This window comes from Pseudomonas sp. FW215-R2, from assembly GCF_058789255.1.
In genome coordinates this window covers 131,037-151,706 of record NZ_JBYTBO010000008.1, presented here as the reverse complement: position 1 = coordinate 151,706, position 20,670 = coordinate 131,037, and the positions used below count along the sequence as shown (strand labels likewise).

The following is a 20,670-nucleotide window of genomic DNA, read 5'->3' as shown; positions in this document are numbered from 1 at the left end:
TGCATGGCACAGGGATTTACACCGGCGATCGAAATCTACGGCGCTAACAAGGACCTGCTGAACCAGCGCCTGATCAGTTGGGAACACATCGATGCCGCCGGAATGGAGTCCGATCAACTGACGCTGGTGCTCGACCTGGAAGGCCTTGAAGGCTTGCCGACCCTGGGCGGAATCATAGGCTTGCGGGTGGGCTATCTGGAGACCGGGCTGGTCGAAAAGGGCCATTTCAAGGTCACTCGACTGACACCCACGCTGTTCCCGCTGCGCCTGACGCTGGTCGCGACCGCCGCGCCTTTCAGCGGCAAGGACGAAACCGGATTCAAGGAACGGCGCACGGCCAGTCATGGCCCCACGACGCTTGGCGGGCTGTTTCGCAAACTGGTTGAGCCGCACGGTTTCTCCCCGCGCGTCGATCCCGAACTGGCGCTGATCAGGATCGCTCATGTCGACCAGTCGAACGAAACCGACATGAGCTTCATCACGCGACTGGCGAAAAAGTACGACGCGGTAGCCAAACCGTTCAACGACCTCTACGTACTGGCGAAACCGGCGCAGCTCAAAACCCTGTCGGGTCAGGTGATACCGAACGTCAGGCTGTCGGTGACCCACAACAATCGGCCGGGCGATCACGCCTTCATCAGCGCCACGCTGGAAGAGACCGCCCGCACCCAGAATCAGGGTTGCAAAGTCTGCTGTTGGGACGCCAATGCCGGCAAGCAGGTGGAGGTGAAAACCGGCTCGGCGCCCTACAAGGTCATTCGCCAGAAGCAGGCCAGTGTGGAAGAAGCCAAAGCCATCGGCGAAGCCGAAGTGCGCAAGATGCTGCGCGAGAAATACAAGCTGAAAGTTACTTGCCCGGGTGATCCGCTGCTGGTGGCCGAAGGTCTGTTGGTGCTCGATGACACCTGGCCCGACTTCATGCGCGGTCGCTGGTCGATCGAGAAGGTGACTGCCAGCGGCAAGCCCGAAGAAAGCTATCGCTGCCTGATCGAAGCCAACGGCCGGGATCCCGAGGCAAAAGCCAAGGACTGATCCCCCGGTCTCACCGCCACACGCATCACTGTGGCCACTCACACATCCTGGAACGCTCCCCATGAAGATCTCCCCGATCCTCACGCAGCTGCGTGCGCAATGCCCAAGCCTTGCCGGCCATATCGCGACAGGTGTCGACCTGGCGCTTCTGCAAGGCAACCCGAATCTGCCGACACCGTCGGCTCATGTTTTACCGCTGGCCGATCTGGCCAGCGCCAGCACCGCACAGAACTCTGCCAGCCAACCGATCCGCGACCGCTTCGAAATCATCCTGGTGCTTGATGCCACGGACGCCACAAAAGCGCTGGATCTGTTGCACGACCTGCGCGCCGAAGTGTGGCGGGCGCTGGTGGGTTTCAAGCCCGGTTCCGACTACAGCGCCATCGTTTATGACGGCGGCGAAACGGTCTCGATCAACAGCAGCCGCGCGTTCTACCGGCTGCGCTTTTTTGCCGAGTTCCAGCTGGGCCGCAATCTGCCAAGTCAGCCTGCGGAGAGTTGGCACGAACGTGAACTGGACGGTTTGTCGTCCTTTACCGGGGTCACCGTGCGGGTCGATGCGATCGACCCGGCCGACCCCAACCTGAAACACCCGGGCCCTGACGGGCGCGTGGAAATGACTTTCTCTGGAGACGTAACCCCATGAGCAACCGCATCACCGTAGTGCCGGCCGCTGGCCGTGCCGTGCCGGACCCGGAAGCAGGCGACCTGCTGCCACTGGAAGGCCGTGAAGTGCTGGACAGCGCCTGGTGGCGCCGGCGTCTGGCCGACGGCGATATCACCCTCAAAACCGCAACAGCTAAACAAAAGGGAGCCAAATAATGGCGATCGGATTCAGCAACATTCCTGCGGACATTCGTGTACCGCTGTTCTATGCCGAAATGGACAACTCGGCCGCCAATAGCGCGTCCTCGTCCATGCGCCGCCTGATCGTGGCGCAGGTCAACGACAACATCGCCCCGAGCGAAGTCGGCAAACTGGTGCTGGTTTCCAGCGTGGCACTGGCCAAGAGCATTGGCGGCCAGGGCTCGATGCTGGCCTCGATGTACGAGACCTTCCGCAAGGCCGACCCGATCGGTGAGATCTGGTGCCTGCCGCTGCACAACGCCACCGGTGCCATCGCCAAAGGCGTGCTGACCCTGACCGGCACCGCGACTCAGGCTGGCGTGCTCAACCTGTATGTCGGCGGCGTCCGTGTACAGGCCACCGTGGTCAACGGTGCCACTGCTGCCCAGGCGGCTACCGCCCTGGCACAGAAAATCAACGCCACCGCCGATCTGCCGGTGAGCGCTGCAGCCGCTGAAGGCGTGGTAACCCTGAACGCCAAATGGACCGGCGAGAGCGGCAACGACATCAGCCTGCAATTCAATCGCCTGGGCAAGAGCAACGGCGAAGAAACCCCGGCCGGTCTGACCACCGCGATCACCGCCATGACCGGCGGCGTCGGTGTACCGGATCAAGTGGCTGCCGTTGCGGCACTGGGCGATGAGCCGTTCGAATTCATCACGCTGCCATGGTCCGACCTGGCGACCCTCAACACTTGGCAAGCGGTGATGGATGACAGCACCGGTCGCTGGTCGTGGGCCAAGCAACTGTTCGGTCACGTCTACAGCGCCAAGCGCGGCACCGTCGGCACTCTGGTGGCAGCCGGTCAAGCTCGCAATGACCAGCACATGACCATTCAGGCGCTGGAGCCGGGCGTTCCGCAACCGGTGTGGGTACAAGCTGCGGCACTGGCTGCACGCACTTCGGTGTTCATCTCGGCCGATGCCAGCCGCCCGACCCAGAGCGGCAGCCTGCCGGGTGTCGATCCGGCACCGGCCAGCGAGCGCTTCACCCTGACCGAGCGTCAGTCGCTGCTCAACTACGGCATCGCCACCGCGTACTACGAAGGCGGTTACGTGCGCATCCAGCGCTCGATCACCACCTATCAGAAGAACGCTTACGGCCAGGCCGACAACTCGTACCTGGACAGCGAAACCATGCACCAGTCGGCGTTCATCGTGCGTCGCCTGCAAAGCGTGATCACCAGCAAATACGGTCGCCACAAACTGGCCTCCGACGGCACCCGTTTCGGCGCCGGCCAGCCGATCGTCACCCCGGCGACCATTCGCGGTGAGCTGATTGCCCAGTACGCCAAGCTCGAACTGGAAGGCCACGTGGAAAACGCCGAGCTGTTCGCCGAGCACCTGATCGTCGAGCGCGACGTGCAGGACCCGAGCCGCGTGAACGTGCTGTTCCCGCCGGATTACATCAACGGTCTGCGCGTGTTCGCACTGCTCAACCAGTTCCGTCTGCAGTACGACGACGTCGCCTGATCGGCCCGTTTGACACTGTGATTTCAGCCCACCTTGCGTGGGCTTTTTATTTGAAGGGAGTAACACCATGGGTCAACTGATTGCAGGCACCTGCTACGTCAAGGTCGACGGTGCACAACTGACTATCAACGGCGGCTGCGAAGCCCCGCTGATGGCCGTCAAACGTGAAACCGTCGTGCCGGGTTTCTACAAGGAAACCGACATCGCGCCGTCGTTCAAAGTGACCGCGCTGCACACCGCCGACTTCCCGCTGAAGAAGCTGATCGAAGGCACCGACATCACCGTCACCTGCGAATTCAGCAACGGCAAAGTCTATGTGCTGGCCGGTGCCTACCTGGTCGAAGAGCCAGTCTCCAAAGGCGATGACGCCACCATCGAACTGAAATTCGAAGGCATCAAGGGGACCTGGCAATGAGCGGCGCCGTGAAGCTTCAGGTTGCGATCGAAGCTCACGGCGAGCCCCTGACCGAACTCGTCCTGCGCCGTCCGACGGTGCAGGAGGTGCGAGCGATCAAGGCGCTGCCGTACAAGATCGACAAGAGCGAAGAGGTCAGCCTCGACATGGACGTGGCGGCCAAATACATCGCCGTGTGCGCCGGCATTCCGCCGTCGTCGGTCAACCAGCTGGATCTGGCTGACCTCAACGCGCTGAGCTGGGCCGTTGCGAGTTTTTTCATGAGTGCGGCGTCGGAGCCATCACCGACCTGATTTCGGTCGCCTATGACCTGGCCTGGTTCTGGAAGGTTGACCCCGAACAGATGATGGCCAGGCCACTGGATGTGCTCCGCGAATCGCTGGAGCACGCGCAACGGATCAATGCGATGCAGCAGGTGCAGTGATGGCAGACGAAGAAAAGAAAGAGAAAACCTCGGTGCTGCTGACGGGCATCGATGAACTGTCGCCCAAGCTCGGTGCCCTGCGAGTAAAGGTCGAGAGTTTCAAGAAAAACCTCGAACAGACCGGCCTCGGCAAACTGGACATCAGCGGTCTGTTCAAGGGCGGCAGCGTGATTACGCCGTTCGTGGACGGCATCAAATCGGCTGCTGCGTTTCAGGGCAAGTTGACCGAAGTCAGCGAAACGGCGAAAACCGTCGATCTGCCGGAAACACCGAAAGCCGCCGCGCAGAACATGAACGTGTTCAGTGCGTCGATGGAAAAGGTCTCCGCCGCGGTGGACGCCGCACTGGTGCCGGCCGTGGGGGCGTTGGTGGTCGGGCTGGAACCGGTGCTGACCCAGGTCGGCAGCCTGCTGGCCGACAACCCGAAACTGGTCGAAGGGCTGGCGGCGGGGGCGATTGCGTTTTCTGCCATGCAAACCGCCGTCACCGGTGCGACACAGGTGTTCGACGTGATGAGCATGGTGCTCAAGACCAATCCGATCATGTTGATCGCCATGGGCATTGCCGTGGCGGCCGGTTTGATCGTGGCCAACTGGACACCGATTTCCGCGTTCTTCACCGGATTGTGGGAGGGCGTGAAAAACGCCGGGGCGAGTGCAATGGCGACGTTGCGTTCGGTGCTCGACTGGCGGCCGCTGGAGGCACTGGCGGCGCTGTGGGAACCGGTCACGGGTTTCTTCTCGGGGATCTGGGACAAGGTCAAGGCCGTGACCGCGCCTGTGATCGACTTCTTCAAGTCGGTTTTCTCGTGGTCGCCCGCGGGCCTGATCCTGGAAAACTGGGGGCCGTTGACCGGTCTGTTTTCGGCGATCTGGGAATTGCTCAAGGCCTTGAGTGTGCCGGTGATGTCGTTCCTCAAAGGTCTGTTCGACTGGACGCCGCTGGGCATGATCATCAACAACTGGGGCGCGATCACCGGCTTCTTCGCCTCGATCTGGGCCTCGCTGCAACCGGCGGCGCAAGCCATCAAGGATTTCTTCGGCACCTTGTTCGACTATTCCCCGCTGGGGATGATCGTCAACAACTGGGGCGCCATCGTGACGTTCTTCGAACCGATCTGGGCCACGCTGCAAGCCTCGGCACAGCAGGTCAAAAGCTTCTTCCAGAGTCTGTTCGAATGGTCGCCGCTGGAGCAGATCGCCCAGTACTGGCAGCCGATCAGCGAAGTGTTTTCGGCGCTGTGGGGCGTGGTGCAGGCGCTGGCCGCACCGGTGCTGGAGTTCCTGCACAACATGTTCGAATGGACACCGTTGGGGCAGATCATCAAGAACTGGGGACCGATCACCGAGTGGTTCGGCGAGTTGTGGCAAAAGCTGCAAACCGTCATCGCTCCGATCAAGGAACTGTTCGACGGTGGCTTCGCCGGGCTGATCGCCAAGGTCACCGGCAAGGTCGAAACCCTGACCCAGGCGCAACGCCAGACCAATGCCGAAGGCAAGGGTGAACTGGCGCCGGCATTCTTCGGAGCCAGCTCGAAACCCGAGGGCGGCAGTGCGTTGCAGGGCGGTTCTTTGCCGCAATCCTCCAGCGCACTGATCCAGCAAAGTGCTGCCAACAACCGCACGCAACTCGAAGGCGGCCTGACGGTGCGCTTCGAAAATGCACCGGCGGGGTTGCGCACCGATCAACCGCAAACCAATCAACCGGGGCTGGCGCTCAGTTCGCGCATCGGCTATCGCTCGCTATCGGCAGGAGGTTCCAATGAACTGGCGTGACCGTTTGTTGCCGGCATCCTTTCGGGGTGTCGGCTTCTGGATCGACCAGGCGAAAACCCCGGTCGGTCGCAAGGGGCAATTGCACGAATACCCGCAGCGCGACCTGCCGTTTTTCGAGGATCTCGGCCAGCAGGCCAAGACCCACGACCTGACGGCGTTCATCATCGGTGCCGATTGCCTGGAGCAGCGCGACAAGCTGCTCCAGGCCCTGGAACAGGGCAGCGGCGAACTGGTGCACCCGTGGCTGGGGCGCTTGCAGGTCAAGGTCGGCGAGTGCGACATGACCCACACCCGCCAGGACGGCGGGATGGTGACCTTCACCCTGAAGTTCTACCCGGACCGGCCGCTGCCGTTTCCGACCGCGACGGTCAGCACGCAAAAAGTCCTGCTGATCAAGGCCGACGGTTTGCTCGGCTCGGCGGTGGCGCGCTTCGAACAGGCGATGACCCTGATCAAGGCGGCGCGGATCGGCATCGCCAATCTGCGCAACAGCCTCACCGGCGTGTATGACGTGATCAAGGAACAACTCAAACCTTTGATCGCGCAGTACAAGCAGATCACCGAACTGGTCAGGGCCGTCAAGGAGCTGCCCAAGGAAGTGGCGGCGGAGTTCAAGGGTTTGCTCGGCGATATCAAAGAGCTGAAGGAATTCGCGAAGGAGGGCTACCGTGGCGTGATTGCCGACGTGTCCCAACAACTCGAAGCCATCCGCAAGGCCGACGCACCGAAAATCACCACCGGCAAGGACACCAACGCCGCCGCGCAAGCGATGGCCAACCTGGTGCAGGACACCCTGATCGTCAAAGTCGCGCAGTGGGTTGCCTCGATGCCAGTGGCCTCTACGCCGGTAAAACTGAACTCGACCCCCTCGCTGGATCAGCAATCGAAGCAGCCGATCACTCGTCAGGAAGTGCCGGTCACCGACGATCTGCAAGCCCTGCAAAAGGAGTTGAGCGAAGCGCTGCAAAAGGCCCAGGACAAGGCCGATCCCGCGCACTACCAGGCCATCGCCGATGTGAAGGAAGCGCTGATCGCGCACCTCAAGGCTGTGGCTTCGTCCGGTGTGCGACTGGTCAGCAAAACCTTCCAGGAAACCTTTCCGGCAGTAGTCGTGGCCTACAAACAGTTTGGCGACGCCACGCGGGTGACCGAGGTCATTCAGCGCAACGGTCTGTCTCATCCGAGCTTCTCACCCAACGAAGTCAAAGTTTCCAGGGAGTGAGTCATGAACGAGACTGACAACCGCGTGACGCTGACCGTCGGCGACATGGAATACGGCGGCTGGAAAAGCGTGCAGATCACCGCGGACCTGGAGCGCCAGTTCCGCACCTTCAAACTCGACATCACCTGGCAATGGCCGGGACAGACCGTGGATCAGCGGATCAAGGCCGGCGATCCGTGCGAAGTGCGGATCGGCAAGGATCTGGTGCTCACCGGTTATGTGTTCAAGGCCCCGATCAGCTATGACGGGCGGCAGATCAGCCTGAGCATCGAAGGCAGTTCCAAGACTCAGGATCTGGTGGATTGTGCGGCGAGAAACAACCCCGGCCAATGGCAGGATCAATCGCTGTTGAGCATCGTCCAGGCCCTGGCCATGGAGTACGCGTTGATGGTGGTCAACGAAATTCCCGAGACCGCACGCCTGAGCAAACACACGATCGTGCCGGGTGAAACGGCGTTTCAGTCGATCGACCGCTTGCTCTCGCTGTACCGGGTGTTTTCCACCGATGACGCCGAAGGCCGGCTGGTGCTCGCCAAACCGGGCAGCGGCGGCCGCGCCAGCGATGCACTGGAGCTGGGGAAGAACATTCTCTCGGCCAATGCACCGATGGATTTCAGCCAGGTGTTCTCTGAATACCGGGTGATCGGCCAGCACAAGGGCAACGACAAGAAGAGCGGGGCAGCGGTCAGCGAAGTGGAATCGGTGGCGGCCGACCTGAGCTTCAAGCGCCGGCGTACCACGATCATCAACGAAGGCTCGCAACTGACCTTCGAACTGGCCCAGCAACGGGCCCAATGGGAAAGCGCAACCCGTATGGGCCGGGCGCTGACCACCACTTATCAGGTGCAAGGCTGGCGTCAGTCCAACGGTGACCTGTGGCGTCACAACACCCTGGTGCGGGTCAAGGATCCGGTGCTCGGGTTCGATGAAGACATGCTGATTTCCAAGGTGACGTACTCGCTGTCGGCGCAAGGCTCGGTGACCACCCTGCAAGTGGCGCCGCCGCATACCTTCGATGCCAATCCTTCGCCGCCGAAAAAGACCTGAGCCCGACCCCGCCCTCCAAGGAAACCCTATGAGCCTACTGACACGCCTGCTGGCGCGCGGCACCGTCGTGCTCGCCAGTTCGGCCTCCAAGCTGCAATCGCTGCAAATGCGCCTCACCGCCGGTGAAGTGAACGACGACATGGAGCACTTCGAACCCTACGGCTTCACCAGCCATCCGCTGGCCGGTGCCGAAGGCGTCGTCACGTTTCTGGGCGGTGATCGTTCCCACGCCATTGCCCTGGTGGTCGCCGACCGCCGTTATCGCCTGCAATCGCTGGCGGCCGGCGAGGTGGCGATCTACACCGACGAAGGCGACAAGATTCACTTCAAGCGTGGGCGGATCATCGACATCGAAACCTCCACCCTCAACATCCGCGCCAGCACCGCCGTGAACTTCGAGACGCCGGTGATCAACCAGACCGGCAAGATCGTTTCCAAAGGCGATCAGCTGGCTGGCGGCATCAGCCAGATCAAGCACGTGCACGTTGGCGTGCAGGCGGGCAGCGGCCAGACCGGCGCGCCGGCGGGAGGTCAGTGATGCTTTTCAGTCAGAACCTTCACGCCGCGCTGACCCGTTCAGTGCTGATCAGCCTGTTCTCCTGGCGCCGTGCGGCCGACGACGATGCCCTCGACGACGAGGAGCGTTACGGCTGGTGGGGCGACACCTTTCCCACCGTAGCCGACGACCGCATCGGTTCGCGGTTGTGGCTGCTGCGCCGGGTCAAGCTGACCCGACAGACCCAGATGGACGCCGAGTTCTATGCCCGCGAAGCCTTGCAGTGGCTGATCGACGACGGCCACTGCAGCGCCATCGACATCATCAGCGAACGCCTCGACGCCCAGCGCCTGAACCTGCGTACGGTCCTGACCCTGGCCGACGGCGAACGTCTGGACATCAACCCCGATAACAGTTGGCAGGTGATCTATGCCGTTTGAAACCCCTTCGCTGCCGGTGCTGATCAAGCGCACCCAAAGCGACCTGGCCGGCGATTCGCTGCGCCAGTCCGATGCGCAAGTCCTGGCCCGCACACTCGGCGGTGCCGCTTATGGCCTGTACGGCTACCTCGACTGGATTGCCGAGCAGATCCTGCCCGACACCGCCGACGAATCGACCCTGGAACGCATCGCCGCGTTGCGCCTGAACCAGCCGCGCAAGCCGGCGCAAGTCGCTACCGGCAACGTCAGCTTCAACGCGACGGCGGGCGCGGTGCTGGACGTCGATACGTTGCTGCAATCGAGTGACGGCCGCACCTTCAAAGTCACCGCAGCGCGTACCTCCGTCAATGGCGTCAACAGCACCTCCATCGCTGCGCTTGATGCCGGCAGCCTGGGCAATGCCGAGGCCGGTCTGGCGCTGACGCCGGTGCAGCCGATCACCGGTGTGGTCGGCAACAGCTTTGTGGTGCTGGCGCCGGGGCTCAACGGCGGGGTGGCGCGGGAAAGCCTGGAGTCGCTGCGCTCGCGGGTGATCCGCTCCTATCGCGTCATCCCCCACGGCGGTTCGGCCAGCGACTACGAGACCTGGGCGCTGGAAGTGCCGGGCGTGACTCGCGCCTGGTGCCGTGGCGGCTTTCTCGGGCCGGGCACCGTGGGCGTCTACATCATGCGTGACGACGACCCGCAACCGGTGCCGAATGCGGATCAACTGGCCGAAGTACAGGCTTACATCGAGCCGCTGCGCCCGGTGACCGCCGAAGTGCATGTGCTCCCGCCGGTGCAGAAACCGGTGACCTATCAACTGAAGCTGACGCCCGATACCACCGCCGTGCGCGCCGCTGTCGAAACCCAACTGCGCGATCTGCACAACCGCGAGGCCGACCTCGGCGCGGATCTGTTGATCAGTCATATCCGCGAAGCGATCAGCAGCGCGGCGGGTGAAACCGATCACGTGCTTTCGGCCCCGGTGGCGAACGTGGCCGCGGGGGACAGTGAACTGCTCACCTTCGGAGGTTGCGTATGGGGGGCATAAGAACTGCCGCGCAATACCAGGCGCAATTGCGTGCCTTGCTGCCTTCGGGACCTGCGTGGGACCCGGAGCGAGTGCCGGAACTCGATGAAGTGCTGCAAGGCGTCGCCGTCGAACTGGCGCGTCTTGACGCTCGCGCCGCCGACCTGCTCAACGAGATGGACCCGGCCGGTGTCAGCGAACTGGTGCCGGACTGGGAACAGGTGATGAACCTGCCCGACCCGTGCCTGGGCGCCACACCGCTGTTCGACGACCGTCGCCTCGCTGTACGCCGTCGCTTGTTGGCGGTCGGCAGCCAGGCCGTCGGCTACTACCTGGAAATCGCCAAAAGCCAGGGTTACCCCAACGCCACCATCACCGAGCTCGAAGCCCCGCGCATGGGTCGTTCGCGCTTTGGTGCGGCGCACTGGGGCACCTGGGAAGCGCAGTTCATGTGGACGCTCAACACCGGCGGCCGCCTGCTGCTCGGTCGGCGTTTCGGTGCGAGTTACTGGGGCGAGCGCTTCGGCGTGAACCCGGGCTCGGCGCTCGAATGCATGATCCATCGGGCAGCACCGGCGCACACCAAGGTGCACATCAATTATGACTAGGGAATAACGCAATGGATTATCCGAAGAGTGTGCCCAGCGCCGGTCTGGTGAATGGGAAGTTTGTCGATGAAAACCCGATCAACGGGACACCAGGGTCATTGATTCCTGCTGCGTGGGGCAACGGCGTGACGGAAGAAATCGTCAATGTGATCAAGGCGGCTGCCATCGTGCCCGACGAACAGGATCACAGTCAGCTTCAGCAAGCGATCGCGAAAAGTATCAGCGATAAATTGCCTGTTCAGGCCGCAGAAACCAATGCAGGTGTAATGAAGGTCGCCACGCAGGATCAGGTCGTCGCCGGTGTGGATGACACGGTGGCTGTTACCCCGAAAAAAATGAAGCTGGGTTTCAGTCTGGTCAATGGCACGTGGGGTGGTTACTTCGCGTTTCCGTTCTGGATGGGCGGCCTGGTCATTCAGTGGGGCTACGTCAACAGCGCAGCGACTGATGTCACCACCACTCTGCCGGTCAGCTTCAACTCTGCCTTTTATGGTCTGACGGTTTCCAACGGATACACCCCGACTTCCGGCTCCATTGGTTATCTCGCGGCGTCACCCAAAGGTCTTTCAGCCATTACGTCCAGAGGCTCCAGCGCTTTTCTGGGTGCCCAATTCATCGCCATCGGCAGATAGGTCTCGCTATGAAAATTTACTGGAGTCCTTCGACCCAAGGCTTTTTCGATTCTCGGGTCAACACGGTCATTCCCAAGGACGCCGTGGAAATTTCGCCCGCGCATCGCGACGAGCTGATGGACGGCTGCAGGCGCAATCAAGTGATTGTCTGCCGGGCGAACGGCTTTCCGATTCTGGCCGATGCAGCTCCCATGACGCCGGAAGACTTAGCAAATGCCGAGCGCGAGTGGCGCGATGCGCAATTGGTCAAAACAGACCCATTGATCACACGCCATCGCGACGAGCTGGAGACGATGGAAAAGACCACGCTGTCGGCTGAGAACTACACAACGTTGCAGCAGTACCGGCGCGATTTGCGCGATTGGCCTTCTTCCACGCTATTCCCTGCCATTGCCAATCGGCCCGACTGGTCGGTGATCGGCGACACAACGGTGAAGAAAACCCGAGCCAGGAAGACGGTCCGGCAATGATGTGCACGGCGTAAGAGAACAGGAGTCAAGTGAATGGATTATCCAAAGAGCGTCCCCAGCGTCGGCCTGGTCGACGGCCGCTTCGTCGATGAAAACCCGGTGGCGGGAACGCCCGGGTCGCTGATACCGGCGGTGTGGGGCAACAGCGTTACACAAGAAATTCTCAGCGTGATTACCGGCGCCGGGATGACTGCCGCCGAGGCTGATACCGGGCAGTTGTTCAAGGCCATTCAGTCGGTTGTCGGTAATGCCAGTCCGATGCGTTCTGTCATCACACGGTTGGCTGCTTCCAAAACACTGACCGGGCAAGAGCTTGGCCTGGTGCTGATCGACGGCAGTCCCGGTGCCTTGACGCTGGTGTTGCCTCCCGCCGACGTCGCTCTTGGCGTGCGTGACGTGATTGTTCGTCGCGTGGACAACAGCGGAAACCGTATGGTCATCCAGGCCTCCGGCACTGACCGCATACGCTTTCACACCCATCTCTCGCCGAGTGGTTATCCATTCTTCGTATTGATGGGCGGCGGTGACTGGTGGCATTTGCGCAGCGACGGTGCTGGCAGTTGGTGGCCTGTGGGGCGCTTCGACAACACGCCACTGGGGCGGCCGTTTTTTGAAACCACCATCGTGCTCAGTCCCGGTGGATACGGCGCGCTGAACGGCACGCTGATGAATCGTGCCGAATGGCCCTGGCTGTGGGACCACGCGCAGCGCTCCGGAATGCTCAATACCGAAGCCACCCGCGTGGGCAACGAGGGCAACTGGACGCCGGGTGATGGTGCTCTGACATTTCGAGGCCCGGAGTTGCGTGGCGAGTTCCTGCGCGTACTGGACGAAGGCCGCAACGTCGACTCGGGCCGCATGATGGGCAGCAACCAGGCGGGTACGGTGCACTCGTATGCCATGGGGGCTCAGGGCGCGGGAGCCATTGGCTCACGTTGGTCTGACAGTCTGGCGGCGGTCGGCGCGCAGACTCACGAAACGAAAACCTACTCCACGCCTACCAACGGAGGCCCGATCTACCCCGCCGGCACCAGCTATCAGATGGATACGGCCAACACGCTTTTGTATTCCTTCTCATCCCGTCCCCGCAACGTTGCCTATCCCGGCCGCATGAAAGTCATCTGAGGTCTTTTCAATGTTCAATTATCTGGTCGATGACGCTGGCGCTCTGGTGGGGCCGGTGGAGTTTTTCGTGACGCCCGGAATCGGCGTTCAATTACCTGCCAATGCCGTTCAACTGGCTTACGAGTTGCCGGCGGCAGAGCAGGGGCGCACGTGGGCGATGGCCAACGGCGTTCCGCGTGAACTGATTGATCTGCGCGGCATCGTGTACCGCAAGGACAACGGTGCCCAGCAGACCTGGAGCGAATTGGGTGCGCTGACGGATGAGTTCACCGCGGAACCTTGCCCGGACGAGTTTCATGTCTGGCAGGACAACGCGTGGGTGCTCGATGAGCAACGACACCGGACGGATCTCACTACCAAAGTCCTCAATCAACGCGACACGCTGCTGCGCGACGCCGTCCTGCGCATTGCCCCCCTGCAATACGCCGAAGACATCGGTGATGCCAGCCACGAAGAACAGTTGCAACTGCTTGAGTGGAAGCTCTACAGCGTCGAGCTGAACCGCATCGAAAAGCAGACCGGTTTCCCCGGCGAAATCACCTGGCCGGCTGTGCCCGGCACAACCGTCACCAGCTGATTGCAGCACAGGAAGCAGCGCAATGGACTATCCGAAAAGCATTCCCGGCGTCGGCCTGGTCGACGGTGGTTTTATCGATGAAAACCCCGTTGCCGGCACGCCCGGGTCGTTGATCCCCGCCGCCTGGGGCAACAGTGTCACGCAAGAAATTCTCAACGCCATCAAGGCGGCCGGACTGACGCCGGACGAGACCAAGACCAACCAATTGGCAACGGCCATTGGCGCCCTGGTCGACTTCACCAAACTGAAGAACACCCCGACCACGCTGGCGGGCTACGGCATCACCGATGCCGTGGGGCGGTTGCTGGCGGTCCGGCAGATCGACGCGGTCGGGATCACGGTTTACAAGCCGAACCCGCGAGCCAGACGGATTCGCGTGCGGCTGGTCGGGGCGGGTGGTTCGGGGGGCGGATGTGCACCCATCCCGGCGACTAATTTAGGCATTGGCGGTGGCGGCGGGGCGGGCGCTTATGGGGAAAGCCTGTATGACGTCACGCCGGAAATGCTGACCGGTGTTCCGGTCACTCTGGGCGCCGGCGGTGCCCCACGTAACGCGGTTGGCCTGGCCGGTGGCGGCGCTTCTTTCGGTTCCTACCTGAGTGTTTCGGGAGGCATGGGCGGGCAGACGATTACCGTCCTGACGTCCCCAACGGCGTCCGGCTTTGTGCAAGGCGGTTCGGGAGGGCAAGTCGTTACGGGCGGCAACCTCTGCAGTGCTCGGGGCATCACCGGCACCTTTGCGATGTACAACGGCAACTGGGGAATGCTCTGCGGGGGCGGAGGCCCCAGCCCGTTCGATGGCGGTGCGCCGCTGATAGGTGTGAACAGCATTGGTATTGCCGGTGTTCGTGGCTCGGGAGGAAGTGGTTCGTGCTCGAACAATGCATCCGCATCAGTCGTAAGCGGCGCCGGTGGCAACGCCTTCTGTGAAATCTGGGAGTACGAGTAATGGCCCGTTATGCACGTATTGAAAACGGTGTCGCGGTCGAAGTGATCGACACCGGTGACTTCGCGATCGAACAACTGTTCGCGCCTGCGTTTGTCGCGGCGATGGTACCGGTGCCCGAAGGCGTCAACGTCGAAATCGGCGCGTCGATGGACGAGACAGCTCCCGCCATCGAGCCGGTGTACGAACCGCAAAACCCTGTTGTCGCCAAGGCCCCCGTGGTTGAGGAAAACCAGCCTCTGGCGGCGGAGCGTACCTGGCGTCAGTCGGCTCTCGCAGCCACCGAATGGCGGGTCACCCGCCACCGCGATGAGCAGGAATTGGGACGCGGGACAACGCTCAAGGCCCAGCAGTACCTGGAGCTGCTCGAGTACCGCCAGGCATTGCGCGACTGGCCTGGTTCCGGCGCATATCCGTCATCCGTTTCGCGGCCCTCAGCACCGCAGTGGCTGGCCGGCGCGATTGGCTGAAGCCATCACGCAACCCATGTTTTCAGATAAGGAGATAAGCCTTGGACTATCCCAAGAGTGTACCCAGCGTCGGGCTGGTCAATGGACAGTTTGCCGATGAGGATCCGGTTGCCGGAAAACCCGGTTCGCTGATTCCGGCGGCGTGGGGCAATGGCGTCACGCAGGAAATTCTCGGCGTTGTTCAAGCGGCGGGCATGACGCCGAGCGAGGCGTCGAACAATCAGTTGTTGGGTGCGTTGCGCAGTTCCCGATTGTTTGCGACTCCGCCGCAGTTCGATACCGGAAAAGCGGTGGCCACGCCTGAGTTCGTGCAACGTGCGTTGGGTAACCATGCCAGTGCCCGGAGCCTGGTCGACACGACACAGCTCACGGCTGCAGATGTGGGGTGCGCATTCGGACTGGGTGGAAGCGCGGCTTACACCGTGACACTGCCTGAGGTTTCCAGTGTCCCCGATGGTGCCACTCTCAGTTTTCATTGCCTCAGCAACTCAGTCATCACGATCGCCAGTAAAACCGGAACACAAATCTGCCCGCAGGGTGCTTACTTGAGTTCGATCACGATCAACGGCGGTGAAAGCGCGCAGTTCGTGAAGGGCTATGGCATCTGGACGGTCCATGGCACTGCGAGCCTGAAATATTCAAACGCCTTTACCTTGCAGCTAGCCAGTGCCGGTTATCAAAAACTGCCCAGCGGTTTGATTCTGCAATGGGTTGTGGGTGGTTCTGACGCCAACGGCATCATGAGCCTGTCTTTGCCGGTCAGGTTCCAGACGGCGATCGTCGGCGGAGTGGCCGATGAGGGGAACCCGTCCGGCTGGAGCGCGGGCAACACGACTGTCTGGGCGTTTGATTCGACCCTTTCAACAACATCGGTAGCTGCGGCGCGGGTCAGGAATGTCGACGGCACGAGTGTGAGACCGGCACCCGGCATCATGGGCCGCATTCTGGTTTGGGGGCGATAACGATGAAGATCTATTTCTTTGCTCAGACACTCGGATTTGATCGGGTCGAAAGCCCTTCTCCGGAGTTGCCTGAAGGCGCGGTGGAAATCACCCACGCCCAGTACGCCGAACTGTTTGCCGGGCAGGCAACGGGCAAGGTCATCAGCGCCAGTGCCAGTGGGCAACCCGTACTGACCGATCCGGTCATCTCCCCTGAGGCTGCGATCACTCATGAACGCGCATGGCGCAATGCTGTTCTTCGCGACACCCAATGGCTGGTATGGCGTGACGCTGAAGAGCTGGAAGTCGGCGAGGGCACGACCCTGCGCGCCGAAGAGTTCAAACAGCTTCTCGCCTATCGGCAGGCATTGCGCGACTGGCCCAACGATCCGGAGTTTCCTGATACGCACGCTCGTCCGGTAGAGCCCGACTGGCTTGAAGGCTTGCTGCACAACGGAAACTGAGGAGATACAAACGTGGATTACCCGAAAAGCGTTCCCGGCATCGGGCTGGTGAATGGCAAGTTCGTCAATGAAGACGTCGTTGGCGGGTTGCCGGGGTCGTTGATCCCCGCGACCTGGGGCAATGGCATCACCGACGAGCTGCTGAATGTCGTCAAGTCTGCGGGCCTTGAGCCGAGCGAAAGCGATGCGACGCAGTTGCTGCAGGCGATCCGGAAAATCAGCCAGGCCGGTGCAGATAAACACGCAGCGGATATCGGCGCTGCCAATCTCTACATGGCCAATTATGTGCCGGCCATCACGACGTTGAAGGACGGTCTGGCGCTGCGTTTCACCGCAGGCAATGCCAACACCGGAGCGAGCACATTTGCACCGAATGGTCTTCTGCCCAAACCGCTTTTGAGTCTGGCACAGAGTGCATTACGGCCAGCCGAGATTGTCGGCGGCAGTGTGTGTTCGGTGGTGTATAGCGCTGCGCTGGACAGTTGGTTGCTGGTGTATGCCAGCGGTGGCAATGCCTTGAGTGGTCGTTTGTTGAATGTGAGGACATTTGCTGTCAGCGGTGTTTATACGCCGACCGTGGGGATGCGATCCGTATTGGTCAAAGTCGTGGGCGGCGGTGGCGGTAGTGCGGGTATTGCAGCGACCGCTGCGAATCAATATGCCGTCTCCGGTGGTGGTGCTTCCGGCAGTTACGCCGAGGCCCGGTTGCCGAGCGACAGGATCGGTGCGAGCCAGATTGTCACGATCGGTGCCGGTGGGGCTGCCGGAGCTGCACAGACGAACGGCGGCGTCGGAGGAACCAGCTCGCTGGGCTCGCTGGTATCGGCACCGGGAGGTCAGGGTTCCCTCTGGGTCGGTGTTGTTTCCGGATCGTCGGCAGGACTTTGTGTGGGCGGGTATCCCGGTGAAATTGCGTCCGGCGGGAACATCGTCAACTCAGCCGGGGCCCCGGGATCACCGGGCATCTCGGTCAATGGTTCGACGCTGGCGGGGCATGGTGGCAGCTCTCCGTTGGGCAGTGGTGGCCTCGGGTTCGGCACCACCGTCATTACCAGCTTCCCCGGCTACCCCGGCTCGGGATATGGATCCGGCGGCGGCGGGGTCGCTATCGGCCCCAATCTGGCTGGCAAATCAGGAACATCAGGTGCCCCTGGTGTCGTGATCATCTACGAGTACGCCTGATGAAAACCTACGCCCGCATCGTCAATGACACGGTGGTCGAGCTGTTCTCGACTGACGGAAACATGGTCGAGATGTTTCACCCGGATCTGCTCTGGGTCGACATCACCGACATCACGCCTGCGCCACAAATCGACTGGATGGCGAATTTCGGCACCCTCGGCTGGGTGTTTTCGTCGCAAGAAGACAGTGCCCCTGATGGCACCCTGAAAACCCTGGCAAAGAAATGGCTGACCGGTCTCGGCCGCCAGTCGTGATTCAATCGGAGCATCCAGGGAGGATTACGCATTATGCAAATTACAGAAGACAACCTTAAAACCATCATGCCCAACGCCCGCTCCCAAGCGGGCGTTTTTGTTTCACCGCTCAACGACGCCATGGCTCGCCATCGCATCGACGCGCCCAAGCGCATTGCCGCGTTTCTCGCCCAGGTCGGGCATGAGTCCGGCCAATTGCAGTACGTGCGTGAACTGGGCAACAACCAATACCTGAGCAAATACGACACCGGTACGCTGGCCTTGCGTCTGGGCAATACACCGGAAGCCGATGGCGACGGGCAGAAGTATCGCGGCCGCGGGCTGATCCAGATCACCGGCCGCACCAACTATCGCCAGTGCAGCCTCGGGCTGTTCGGCGATGAGCGACTGCTGGCCTTGCCGGAGTTGCTGGAACAACCGCAATGGGCGGCCGAGTCCGCGGCGTGGTTCTGGGAGCAGAACGGTCTGAACGCACTGGCCGACCGTGACGAGTTCAACAGCATCACCCGGCGTATCAACGGCGGGTTGAACGGTTTGCAGGATCGGCTGGAGCTTTGGGGGCGGGCGAGGGCGGTGTTATGCCTGCCTTCAGTCTGAGTATCGGGCGGCTGATCGGCCTGGTGCTGCTGGCAGCGGGAGCGGCGGCGCTGGCCTGGCAGTTCCAGGACTGGCGTTACGGCCGCCAACTGGCTGAACAGGCGCGGCTGCACGCCGAAACCCTCAACCAAATGACCCTGGCGGCCGCCACTGCGCAACAGGCCGAGCAGGACAAGCGTCTGGCCCTGGAGCAACGGCTCGCGGCCAGTGAACAAACCCACTATCGAGCACTCAGCGATGCCCAACGTGATCAGGATCGCCTGCGCGATCGCCTTGCCACTGCTGATCTGCGCCTGTCAGTCCTCATCGACGCAGGCGACGCTGCCCAAGGCTGCGGTGTGCCAGCCGCCTCCGGCACCGGCGGCGTGGATCATGCAACCGTACGCGCCCGACTTGACCCGGCGCATGCTCAACGAATTGTCGCCATCACCGGTGAAGGCGACCGCGGACTGATTGCCCTGCAAGCCTGTCAGGCCTATATCAGGGCGCTGGCGCCTGTACATTTTGAATGAGTCTGTGTATTGAAAGCGCAACCGGCTCGTGTACGGTGGTAGACATTCCACCTGATCCGGAGAGTGCCGTGAAAGACCTCACCCAACTGGCGGCCGAACTTGGCCGACGCCTGCAGTTGCTCAATGCCCACGTCACCACGGCCGAGTCCTGCACCGGCGGCGGCATCGCTGAAGCGATTACCCGGATTCCGGGGAGTTCGGCATGGTTCGAGGCCGGTTATGTGACCTACTCCAACCGACAGAAAACCCAGCAACTGAACGTGCCCGTCGAACTCTTCGGGACGGTGGGGGCCGTCAGTCGCGAGGTGGTCGAGGCGATGGTGCGCGGCGCGCAGAAACACAGCCGAGCGCGATTTGCCGTGGCGGTCAGCGGTATTGCAGGGCCGGACGGCGGTTCGCCGGGCAAACCGGTGGGCACGGTGTGGCTGGCGTGGGGTGTGGGCGATGCGGTTTCCAGCGAGGTGCAGCACTTCCCCGGCAATCGCGATGAAGTCCGCCGACAAACGGTGAAGGCCGCGCTAGAGGGGCTCCTGCGACTAGCGGCACGAGAAATCGAAAATCAGGGGTAGGCGATCCGCGAACGCTGTGGAATAATACTGGCTACTTATACAGGTGTTGGCCGTCAGGCCTTATTGATTACGTGAGGACTTTAATGGACGACAACAAGAAGAAAGCCTTGGCTGCGGCCCTGGGTCAGATCGAACGTCAATTCGGCAAGGGTGCCGTAATGCGTATGGGCGATCAGGATCGTCAGGCGATTCCGGCCATTTCCACCGGCTCTCTGGGTCTGGACATCGCGCTCGGCATCGGCGGCCTGCCAAAAGGTCGTATTGTTGAAATCTACGGTCCTGAATCTTCCGGTAAAACCACACTGACGCTGTCCGTGATCGCCCAGGCCCAAAAAGCCGGCGCGACCTGCGCATTCGTCGACGCCGAACACGCCCTCGACCCTGAGTACGCCGGCAAACTGGGCGTCAACGTCGACGACCTGCTGGTTTCCCAGCCGGACACCGGCGAGCAGGCCCTGGAAATCACCGACATGCTGGTGCGCTCCAACGCCGTTGACGTGATCATCGTCGACTCCGTGGCTGCACTGGTGCCGAAGGCTGAAATCGAAGGTGAAATGGGTGACATGCACGTGGGCCTGCAAGCCCGTCTGATGTCCCAGGCGCTGCGTAAGATCACCGGTAACATCAAGAACGCCAACTGCCTGGTGATCTTCATCAACCAGATCCGCATGAAGATCGGCGTGATGTTCGGCAGCCCGGAAACCACCACTGGTGGTAACGCGCTGAAGTTCTACGCTTCGGTCCGTCTCGACATCCGCCGTACCGGCGCGGTGAAGGAAGGCGACGAAGTGGTCGGCAGCGAAACCCGCGTCAAGGTTGTGAAGAACAAGGTGGCTTCGCCGTTCCGTCAGGCCGAGTTCCAGATTCTTTACGGCAAGGGCATCTACCTGAACGGCGAGATGATCGACCTGGGCGTGCTGCACGGTTTCGTCGAGAAGTCCGGCGCCTGGTATGCCTACGAAGGCACCAAGATCGGTCAGGGCAAGGCCAACTCGGCCAAGTTCCTGGCAGACAACCCGGAAGTCGCGGCCAAGCTCGAGAAGCAACTGCGTGACAAGCTGCTGTCGCCAGCCGTGATCGCTGACTCCAAGGCATCTGCGGTCAAAGAGACCGAAGATGACCTGGCTGACGCTGACATCTGA

General features: G+C 61.7%; 27 protein-coding genes. All 27 read left to right on the top strand.

Going from position 1 to position 20,670, the window contains the following annotated elements; all coding sequences use genetic code 11:
* Positions 1-3: 3 nt before the first annotated feature.
* The 27 genes from AC3WRD_RS13545 (at position 4) to recA (ending at position 20,670) form a co-directional block, all read left to right on the top strand.
* Positions 4-1,032, top strand: a complete 1,029-nt coding sequence (locus AC3WRD_RS13545) for a phage tail protein (RefSeq protein ID WP_102621404.1) — start codon at positions 4-6, stop codon at positions 1,030-1,032.
* 61 nt (positions 1,033-1,093) lie between these two features.
* Positions 1,094-1,678 carry a phage tail terminator protein gene (locus AC3WRD_RS13540; protein ID WP_102621403.1) on the top strand — a complete coding sequence of 195 codons (585 nt, stop codon included), beginning with the start codon at positions 1,094-1,096 and terminating at the stop codon, positions 1,676-1,678.
* Positions 1,675-1,854: a DUF2635 domain-containing protein gene (locus AC3WRD_RS13535; RefSeq protein WP_007954893.1), complete on the top strand. Its 180-nt coding sequence runs from the start codon at positions 1,675-1,677 to the stop codon at positions 1,852-1,854. Before AC3WRD_RS13540 ends, AC3WRD_RS13535 begins: the two co-directional genes overlap by 4 nt.
* Entirely contained in the window at positions 1,854-3,350 is a 1,497-nt protein-coding gene (locus AC3WRD_RS13530; RefSeq protein WP_096819589.1) for a phage tail sheath subtilisin-like domain-containing protein, read from the top strand. The genes AC3WRD_RS13535 and AC3WRD_RS13530 overlap by 1 nt, the downstream gene beginning before the upstream one ends.
* Before the next feature lie 67 nt (positions 3,351-3,417).
* Positions 3,418-3,765 (top strand): phage tail tube protein, encoded by a 348-nt coding sequence (locus AC3WRD_RS13525; RefSeq protein ID WP_007908779.1) that lies wholly within the window; start codon positions 3,418-3,420, stop codon positions 3,763-3,765.
* Entirely contained in the window at positions 3,762-4,058 is a 297-nt protein-coding gene (locus tag AC3WRD_RS13520) for a phage tail assembly protein (protein ID WP_003222226.1), read from the top strand. Before AC3WRD_RS13525 ends, AC3WRD_RS13520 begins: the two co-directional genes overlap by 4 nt.
* Positions 4,059-4,188: 130 nt before the next feature.
* Complete coding sequence (locus tag AC3WRD_RS13515) at positions 4,189-5,964, top strand: phage tail tape measure protein (protein ID WP_102621402.1); 1,776 nt, start codon at positions 4,189-4,191, stop codon at positions 5,962-5,964.
* On the top strand, positions 5,951-7,186 hold the full coding sequence (locus AC3WRD_RS13510) for a DNA circularization protein (protein ID WP_102621401.1): 1,236 nt from the start codon (positions 5,951-5,953) through the stop codon (positions 7,184-7,186). Before AC3WRD_RS13515 ends, AC3WRD_RS13510 begins: the two co-directional genes overlap by 14 nt.
* A gap of 3 nt (positions 7,187-7,189) precedes the next feature.
* Positions 7,190-8,233: a phage baseplate assembly protein gene (locus tag AC3WRD_RS13505; protein ID WP_102621400.1), complete on the top strand. Its 1,044-nt coding sequence runs from the start codon at positions 7,190-7,192 to the stop codon at positions 8,231-8,233.
* A gap of 28 nt (positions 8,234-8,261) precedes the next feature.
* Positions 8,262-8,771 (top strand): phage baseplate assembly protein V, encoded by a 510-nt coding sequence (locus tag AC3WRD_RS13500; RefSeq protein ID WP_096819585.1) that lies wholly within the window; start codon positions 8,262-8,264, stop codon positions 8,769-8,771.
* A complete protein-coding gene (locus AC3WRD_RS13495; protein WP_096819584.1) occupies positions 8,771-9,169 on the top strand; it encodes a phage GP46 family protein in 399 nt (132 codons plus the stop codon). Before AC3WRD_RS13500 ends, AC3WRD_RS13495 begins: the two co-directional genes overlap by 1 nt.
* Positions 9,159-10,202: a baseplate J/gp47 family protein gene (locus AC3WRD_RS13490; RefSeq protein ID WP_102621399.1), complete on the top strand. Its 1,044-nt coding sequence runs from the start codon at positions 9,159-9,161 to the stop codon at positions 10,200-10,202. The genes AC3WRD_RS13495 and AC3WRD_RS13490 overlap by 11 nt, the downstream gene beginning before the upstream one ends.
* Positions 10,190-10,789 (top strand): YmfQ family protein, encoded by a 600-nt coding sequence (locus tag AC3WRD_RS13485; RefSeq protein WP_096819582.1) that lies wholly within the window; start codon positions 10,190-10,192, stop codon positions 10,787-10,789. The genes AC3WRD_RS13490 and AC3WRD_RS13485 overlap by 13 nt, the downstream gene beginning before the upstream one ends.
* Before the next feature lie 11 nt (positions 10,790-10,800).
* On the top strand, positions 10,801-11,421 hold the full coding sequence (locus AC3WRD_RS13480; RefSeq protein WP_371858322.1) for a gp53-like domain-containing protein: 621 nt from the start codon (positions 10,801-10,803) through the stop codon (positions 11,419-11,421).
* A gap of 8 nt (positions 11,422-11,429) precedes the next feature.
* The gene (locus AC3WRD_RS13475; RefSeq protein WP_102621398.1) at positions 11,430-11,891 is read left to right on the top strand and encodes a tail fiber assembly protein; all 462 of its coding nucleotides are present in this window, start codon (positions 11,430-11,432) and stop codon (positions 11,889-11,891) included.
* 33 nt (positions 11,892-11,924) lie between these two features.
* Positions 11,925-13,016, top strand: coding sequence for a phage tail protein (locus AC3WRD_RS13470; protein ID WP_102621397.1), 1,092 nt, complete (start codon positions 11,925-11,927; stop codon positions 13,014-13,016).
* Positions 13,017-13,026: 10 nt separating this feature from the next.
* Positions 13,027-13,593: a tail fiber assembly protein gene (locus AC3WRD_RS13465; RefSeq protein WP_102621396.1), complete on the top strand. Its 567-nt coding sequence runs from the start codon at positions 13,027-13,029 to the stop codon at positions 13,591-13,593.
* Positions 13,594-13,615: 22 nt separating this feature from the next.
* Positions 13,616-14,542, top strand: a complete 927-nt coding sequence (locus AC3WRD_RS13460) for a glycine-rich domain-containing protein (RefSeq protein ID WP_102621395.1) — start codon at positions 13,616-13,618, stop codon at positions 14,540-14,542.
* Positions 14,542-15,009, top strand: coding sequence for a phage tail assembly chaperone (locus AC3WRD_RS13455; protein ID WP_102621394.1), 468 nt, complete (start codon positions 14,542-14,544; stop codon positions 15,007-15,009). Before AC3WRD_RS13460 ends, AC3WRD_RS13455 begins: the two co-directional genes overlap by 1 nt.
* 41 nt (positions 15,010-15,050) lie before the next feature.
* Positions 15,051-15,971: a gp53-like domain-containing protein gene (locus AC3WRD_RS13450; protein WP_102621393.1), complete on the top strand. Its 921-nt coding sequence runs from the start codon at positions 15,051-15,053 to the stop codon at positions 15,969-15,971.
* Positions 15,972-15,973: 2 nt separating this feature from the next.
* Positions 15,974-16,414 (top strand): phage tail assembly chaperone, encoded by a 441-nt coding sequence (locus AC3WRD_RS13445; RefSeq protein WP_102621392.1) that lies wholly within the window; start codon positions 15,974-15,976, stop codon positions 16,412-16,414.
* 12 nt (positions 16,415-16,426) lie between these two features.
* On the top strand, positions 16,427-17,596 hold the full coding sequence (locus tag AC3WRD_RS13440; RefSeq protein WP_102621391.1) for a glycine-rich domain-containing protein: 1,170 nt from the start codon (positions 16,427-16,429) through the stop codon (positions 17,594-17,596).
* The gene (locus AC3WRD_RS13435; protein ID WP_102621390.1) at positions 17,596-17,850 is read left to right on the top strand and encodes a hypothetical protein; all 255 of its coding nucleotides are present in this window, start codon (positions 17,596-17,598) and stop codon (positions 17,848-17,850) included. Before AC3WRD_RS13440 ends, AC3WRD_RS13435 begins: the two co-directional genes overlap by 1 nt.
* Positions 17,851-17,883: 33 nt before the next feature.
* Positions 17,884-18,447 (top strand): glycoside hydrolase family 19 protein, encoded by a 564-nt coding sequence (locus AC3WRD_RS13430; protein WP_102621389.1) that lies wholly within the window; start codon positions 17,884-17,886, stop codon positions 18,445-18,447.
* Positions 18,429-18,959 carry a lysis system i-spanin subunit Rz gene (locus AC3WRD_RS13425; protein ID WP_102621388.1) on the top strand — a complete coding sequence of 177 codons (531 nt, stop codon included), beginning with the start codon at positions 18,429-18,431 and terminating at the stop codon, positions 18,957-18,959. Before AC3WRD_RS13430 ends, AC3WRD_RS13425 begins: the two co-directional genes overlap by 19 nt.
* A gap of 68 nt (positions 18,960-19,027) precedes the next feature.
* The gene (locus AC3WRD_RS13420) at positions 19,028-19,528 is read left to right on the top strand and encodes a CinA family protein (protein ID WP_096819569.1); all 501 of its coding nucleotides are present in this window, start codon (positions 19,028-19,030) and stop codon (positions 19,526-19,528) included.
* Between the two features lie 83 nt (positions 19,529-19,611).
* On the top strand, positions 19,612-20,670 hold the full coding sequence (gene recA, locus AC3WRD_RS13415; RefSeq protein ID WP_003222269.1) for a recombinase RecA: 1,059 nt from the start codon (positions 19,612-19,614) through the stop codon (positions 20,668-20,670).

What these genes read in the sequence shown, in the direction of transcription:
- AC3WRD_RS13545 (WP_102621404.1), top strand. Translation starts at nt 4, where the DNA reads ATGGCACAGGGATTTACACCGGCGATCGAAATCTACGGCGCTAACAAG.
- AC3WRD_RS13540 (WP_102621403.1), top strand. Translation starts at nt 1,094, where the DNA reads ATGAAGATCTCCCCGATCCTCACGCAGCTGCGTGCGCAATGCCCAAGC.
- AC3WRD_RS13535 (WP_007954893.1), top strand. Translation starts at nt 1,675, where the DNA reads ATGAGCAACCGCATCACCGTAGTGCCGGCCGCTGGCCGTGCCGTGCCG.
- AC3WRD_RS13530 (WP_096819589.1), top strand. Translation starts at nt 1,854, where the DNA reads ATGGCGATCGGATTCAGCAACATTCCTGCGGACATTCGTGTACCGCTG.
- AC3WRD_RS13525 (WP_007908779.1), top strand. Translation starts at nt 3,418, where the DNA reads ATGGGTCAACTGATTGCAGGCACCTGCTACGTCAAGGTCGACGGTGCA.
- AC3WRD_RS13520 (WP_003222226.1), top strand. Translation starts at nt 3,762, where the DNA reads ATGAGCGGCGCCGTGAAGCTTCAGGTTGCGATCGAAGCTCACGGCGAG.
- AC3WRD_RS13515 (WP_102621402.1), top strand. Translation starts at nt 4,189, where the DNA reads ATGGCAGACGAAGAAAAGAAAGAGAAAACCTCGGTGCTGCTGACGGGC.
- AC3WRD_RS13510 (WP_102621401.1), top strand. Translation starts at nt 5,951, where the DNA reads ATGAACTGGCGTGACCGTTTGTTGCCGGCATCCTTTCGGGGTGTCGGC.
- AC3WRD_RS13505 (WP_102621400.1), top strand. Translation starts at nt 7,190, where the DNA reads ATGAACGAGACTGACAACCGCGTGACGCTGACCGTCGGCGACATGGAA.
- AC3WRD_RS13500 (WP_096819585.1), top strand. Translation starts at nt 8,262, where the DNA reads ATGAGCCTACTGACACGCCTGCTGGCGCGCGGCACCGTCGTGCTCGCC.
- AC3WRD_RS13495 (WP_096819584.1), top strand. Translation starts at nt 8,771, where the DNA reads ATGCTTTTCAGTCAGAACCTTCACGCCGCGCTGACCCGTTCAGTGCTG.
- AC3WRD_RS13490 (WP_102621399.1), top strand. Translation starts at nt 9,159, where the DNA reads ATGCCGTTTGAAACCCCTTCGCTGCCGGTGCTGATCAAGCGCACCCAA.
- AC3WRD_RS13485 (WP_096819582.1), top strand. Translation starts at nt 10,190, where the DNA reads ATGGGGGGCATAAGAACTGCCGCGCAATACCAGGCGCAATTGCGTGCC.
- AC3WRD_RS13480 (WP_371858322.1), top strand. Translation starts at nt 10,801, where the DNA reads ATGGATTATCCGAAGAGTGTGCCCAGCGCCGGTCTGGTGAATGGGAAG.
- AC3WRD_RS13475 (WP_102621398.1), top strand. Translation starts at nt 11,430, where the DNA reads ATGAAAATTTACTGGAGTCCTTCGACCCAAGGCTTTTTCGATTCTCGG.
- AC3WRD_RS13470 (WP_102621397.1), top strand. Translation starts at nt 11,925, where the DNA reads ATGGATTATCCAAAGAGCGTCCCCAGCGTCGGCCTGGTCGACGGCCGC.
- AC3WRD_RS13465 (WP_102621396.1), top strand. Translation starts at nt 13,027, where the DNA reads ATGTTCAATTATCTGGTCGATGACGCTGGCGCTCTGGTGGGGCCGGTG.
- AC3WRD_RS13460 (WP_102621395.1), top strand. Translation starts at nt 13,616, where the DNA reads ATGGACTATCCGAAAAGCATTCCCGGCGTCGGCCTGGTCGACGGTGGT.
- AC3WRD_RS13455 (WP_102621394.1), top strand. Translation starts at nt 14,542, where the DNA reads ATGGCCCGTTATGCACGTATTGAAAACGGTGTCGCGGTCGAAGTGATC.
- AC3WRD_RS13445 (WP_102621392.1), top strand. Translation starts at nt 15,974, where the DNA reads ATGAAGATCTATTTCTTTGCTCAGACACTCGGATTTGATCGGGTCGAA.
- AC3WRD_RS13435 (WP_102621390.1), top strand. Translation starts at nt 17,596, where the DNA reads ATGAAAACCTACGCCCGCATCGTCAATGACACGGTGGTCGAGCTGTTC.
- AC3WRD_RS13430 (WP_102621389.1), top strand. Translation starts at nt 17,884, where the DNA reads ATGCAAATTACAGAAGACAACCTTAAAACCATCATGCCCAACGCCCGC.
- AC3WRD_RS13425 (WP_102621388.1), top strand. Translation starts at nt 18,429, where the DNA reads ATGCCTGCCTTCAGTCTGAGTATCGGGCGGCTGATCGGCCTGGTGCTG.
- recA (WP_003222269.1), top strand. Translation starts at nt 19,612, where the DNA reads ATGGACGACAACAAGAAGAAAGCCTTGGCTGCGGCCCTGGGTCAGATC.